Origin of the sequence: Actinophytocola sp., assembly GCF_050699935.1 — a bacterium.
Lineage (GTDB): Bacteria > Actinomycetota > Actinomycetes > Mycobacteriales > Pseudonocardiaceae > Actinophytocola.
On record NZ_JBOHGB010000270.1, the window covers coordinates 1 to 3,964 of the forward strand.

Here is a 3,964-nt window from a genome sequence, read left to right on the forward strand (position 1 = left end):
GCGTGCAGCCGCGCCAGCTCGTCGCGGACCACGGCCGCGGCGTCGGCGGCGAGCCCGAGCCCGCCGGACTCGACCGGCCAGTCCGGCGTGGCGAGCCCGGAGTCGCCGAGCTCCGCGTACCACGCGCGGGTGGTCGCCTCGTCTCTCGTGATCTCCGCCAGCGCGCGCCGGTCGCCGTCGAGCGCGGCGCGGCGCCAGTGGGCGGGCAGGTGTGCGTCGAGCCAGCTCCGCACCCGGGCGGCCAGCTCGTCGAGGTCCGCTCCGGTCACGTCGACTGGCATCTCGGTCGCCATCTCAGACCCCCGTCCCGATCATCGACTCGAGCAGGCGACGCTGCTCGGCCGGCCCGGGCAGCACGTCCAGGTCCGCGCGCGCTCGGCGCAGGAACCGGTGCGCGTGGTGCTCCCACGTGATCGCCATGCCGCCGTGCACCTGGATCGCGTCGAGCGCGGTCTGCAGGTACGCCTGCGCGCAGTGGGCCCGGGCGACCGCCGCGCCGAGCCGGGCCGGCCCGCTGCCCGGCTCCTGCCATGCCGCCCAGGTCGCGGCGGCGCGGCCGAGCTCGGTTCGCACGGCCATGTCCGCCAGCCGGTGCTTCACGCCCTGGAACTGCCCGACCGGCCGGCCGAACTGGACCCGGGTACCCGCGTGCTCCGTGGCGGCGTCGAGCAGCGCCTGGCTGCCGCCCACCTGCTCGGCGGCGAGGAACACCGCACCCGCCTCCAACGCGCGCTCGACGGCGGGCCAGCCCTCCCCGGCACGGCCGACCGGCCGCGCGGGCGCGTCCGTGAGCACCACCCGCGCGATGGATCGGGACGGGTCCAGCACCTCGCGGGCCTCGACCGCCACGCCCTGGCCCGGCTCGACGAGGAACAGCGACAGCCCGTCCGGCCCGCGCGCCGCGACCACCAGCACGTCCGCCTCCGCGGCGCCCAGCACCGCCTCCTTCACCCCGCGCAGCCGCGCCCGCTCCCCCACGGTCGTCTCGATGCCGTCGGGCTGCCAGCGTCTCGACCGCTCGACCACGGCGAGCGCCGCCACCCGCTCCCCGGCCGCCAGCCCGGGCAACACCTCGGCCGCGGTCGCGTCCGGACCGGTCGCCAGCAACGCCTCCGTGGCGAGCACGGCCGAGGCGAACAGCGGACCGCCGGCCACCGCCCGGCCCAGCTCCTCCGCGGCGATCGCCAGCTCCGGCCGACCGAACCCGCCGCCGCCGTGCCGTTCCGGCACGACCAGCCCCGCAAGACCCAACTCACCGGCCAGGGTCTGCCACAGCTCGCGGTCGCCCGCGTCGGCCGCCGCCGGCGCGGGTGCGCACCCGAGCGGCACGCGTGACTCGGTCAGCTTGCGCAGGACGCCGCGGAACTCCTCGTGCTCCGGTGGCGGGTGGAACGCCCCCGACATCTGCCCGGACTTCTGCTCCGACATCTGCTCAGTCCTCGGTTCGGCCGGTCAGCGGGGCGCCATCCGGATCGCCCCGTCGAGCCGGATCGTCTCGCCGTTCAGCATGGGGTTCTCCACGATGTGCTGCACGAGCGCGGCATATTCGGCGGGCTGGCCGAGCCGGCTCGGGTGCGGCACCTGCCGGCCGAGCGAGTCCCGGACCTCCTCGGGAAGCGTGCCGAGCAGCGGCGTGTCGAAGAGGCCGGGCGCGATCGTCACGACGCGGATGCCGACCGAGGCGAGGTCACGGGCCACCGGGAGCGTCAGGCCCACGATGCCGCCCTTCGACGCCGAGTACGCGGCCTGCCCGATCTGACCGTCGAACGCCGCCACCGACGCGGTGTTGACCACCACGCCCCGCTCGCCGTCCACCGGCTCGATCCCGGCCATCCGCGCCGCGGCCATGCGGATCACGTTGAACGTGCCGAACAGGTTCACGGTCACCGTCCGCACGAACCCGTCCATGGGCGCGGGCCCGTCCCGCCCGATCGTGCGGGCCGGGATCCCCGTGCCGGCGCAGTTCACCGTGATGCGCAGCGAGCCGAGCTCGGCCGCGACGTCCAGTGCGCGCGCGACGTCCTCCTCGGAGGTGACGTCGCCGGACACGAAACGCACCGCGCCACCCAGCTCCGCCTCGATGCCGGCGCCGGCGGAGGTCGGGAGGTCCAGGATCACCACCCGGCCACCGGACTTCACGAGCTGGCGGGCGGTCGCGAGCCCCAGCCCGGACGCGCCCCCGGTCACCAGCGAGACGGTGTCCTCGACCTTCATCGTTCCTCCTCGGTCGCCGAGCCGCCGGGCCGCCGGAAGTTCGCCGGCCGCTTCTGCGCGAACGCCTCGATCGCCTCGACGGCATCCGGCGACGACATGCTGACCGCCTGTGCCCGGCCCTCCTCCTCCAGCGCCCGCGACAGCGACACGTCGAACGCGTCGCCCAGCAGCGCCTTGGAGCCCGCCATCGCCAGTCGCGGCCCGGCGGCGAGCCGGTCGGCCAACTCCGCGACCGCCTTGTCCAGCTCGTCGGCATCCACGACGCGGTGCAGCAGCCCGATCTCCATCGCCTGGGCGGCGTCGATGGTGTCGCCGAGCAACACCAGCTCCTTGGCCCGGCGCAGGCCGACCAGGCGCGGCAGCAGCCACGAGCCACCGAAGTCCACCGACATGGCGCGCTTGACGAAGATCTCCGCGAACCGGGCGCGGCTCGAGGCGAGCACGAAGTCGCAGACCAGCGCGAGGTTCATGCCCGCGCCCACCGCCACGCCGTCCACGCGCGCGATCGTCGGCATCGGCAGCCGGTACAGGGCGAGGCAGGCATCGGCCACGATGCGCATGTCGTCCACCTGGTGCCCGCCGGTGGCCGGCCCGCCGAGGTCCGCGCCCGAGCAGAAGTCCGTGCCCGCGCCGGTGATCACGACGACCCGGTCGGACAGGGGATCGACCGACCACACCGCGTCGCGCAGCCGGGTCCACCCGTCCCACGTCATCGCGTTCTTCACGCGGGACCGGTTCAGCGTGATCGTCAGGATTCCGTCGCTCCGCTCGAGGAGCACGAAATCCTTCGTCGCGGCCGGATCTGTCGTCACGTCCCGAACTCAACCTTTTTTCGACACCGATGTCAATATCAAATCCGGTGGCAAGTCTCACCGTGGCGAAACCGAAATCACCGCTCAGGCGCCCTTGATCCCGATTCCCCGCGCCCACACGGTGGTGAGCGTCTCGACGACCTCGTCGCGGTCGAACTTCTTGCCCAGGAAGAACCAGATGTAACAGGTCTGGTCGAGCATCGCGCCGAGCACCTCGGCGACGGTCACCGGGTCGATGTCGGGATCGGCGATCCCGTCCGCCTGCATCCGCCGGATACCGCGGGCCGACCTGTCTACAAAGGATTCACGGAGCCGCAGGCGAAGCTTGCGCATCTCGGGGGTGAACGTGCCGACCTGCTCGATGAGCCCGATCATCACCGCGTTCGGGCGGAACGCGTCGATGAACCGCACCATCGCGCGCCGAATACGCTCGACCGGATCCATGTCCGGAACGTATCCGGCGTGCAGGTCTTCCATCATCGACTCGATCACCTGCTGCGCGACCTCGACGAAGACCGCGTCCTTCGAGTCGAAATACGTGTAGAAGGTGCCCTGCGCGACGTCCGCGGCGGCGACGATGTCGGCAACCCTGCTGTCCAGGAAACCCCGCTTCTCGAACACCTTGCGAGCCGCACGCAGAATCTCCGAGCGGCGCTCGTGGCCCTTCGGAGTCATCGGACCGACGCCGCGCCGCTCCTTCTGCGACGCGGAAGGGGCGATGACCGCACGCCCCTTGGCACTGTTGCCGCGTGGACTCATGTAAGGATCCTCCGTCTGCCGGAACGGTCGGCATCAGCCGTTCTGACGATGATGTCACAAATGCGCCTCCTCCCGGCACAGAATTCGATCAACACACGGCACCGTTCCGCGCGTCCGCGGTGAGCCGCTCGACGTCGTCGGCCGGCATGCCCCAGGCGGCGAGCGAGTCGGCCGTCGCC

The 3,964-nt window shown here is 72.6% G+C and carries 5 protein-coding genes; all 5 read right to left on the minus strand.

Translation table 11 applies throughout. From position 1 onward, the window contains the following. A partial coding sequence (locus ACRDTB_RS37580) for an acyl-CoA dehydrogenase family protein (RefSeq protein WP_431437030.1) occupies positions 1 to 281 on the minus strand: 281 nt, incomplete at its 3' end. 13 nt (positions 282 to 294) lie between these two features. Continuing rightward, positions 295 to 1,428 (minus strand): acyl-CoA dehydrogenase family protein, encoded by a 1,134-nt coding sequence (locus ACRDTB_RS37585; RefSeq protein WP_431437031.1) that lies wholly within the window; start codon positions 1,426 to 1,428, stop codon positions 295 to 297. Positions 1,429 to 1,452: 24 nt separating this feature from the next. Continuing rightward, on the minus strand, positions 1,453 to 2,214 hold the full coding sequence (locus ACRDTB_RS37590) for a 3-hydroxyacyl-CoA dehydrogenase (RefSeq protein WP_431437033.1): 762 nt from the start codon (positions 2,212 to 2,214) through the stop codon (positions 1,453 to 1,455). Beyond that, entirely contained in the window at positions 2,211 to 3,026 is an 816-nt protein-coding gene (locus ACRDTB_RS37595; RefSeq protein ID WP_431437034.1) for an enoyl-CoA hydratase/isomerase family protein, read from the minus strand. The genes ACRDTB_RS37590 and ACRDTB_RS37595 overlap by 4 nt, the downstream gene beginning before the upstream one ends. 84 nt (positions 3,027 to 3,110) lie before the next feature. Continuing rightward, positions 3,111 to 3,785 carry a TetR/AcrR family transcriptional regulator gene (locus tag ACRDTB_RS37600; protein ID WP_431437036.1) on the minus strand — a complete coding sequence of 225 codons (675 nt, stop codon included), beginning with the start codon at positions 3,783 to 3,785 and terminating at the stop codon, positions 3,111 to 3,113. Between the last annotated feature and the right edge of the window lie 179 nt (positions 3,786 to 3,964).

Bases quoted from the DNA above. Each gene is read 5' to 3' on its own strand.
- ACRDTB_RS37600 (WP_431437036.1), bottom strand. From the start codon at position 3,785: ATGAGTCCACGCGGCAACAGTGCCAAGGGGCGTGCGGTCATCGCCCCT.
- ACRDTB_RS37590 (WP_431437033.1), bottom strand. From the start codon at position 2,214: ATGAAGGTCGAGGACACCGTCTCGCTGGTGACCGGGGGCGCGTCCGGG.
- ACRDTB_RS37585 (WP_431437031.1), bottom strand. From the start codon at position 1,428: ATGTCGGAGCAGAAGTCCGGGCAGATGTCGGGGGCGTTCCACCCGCCA.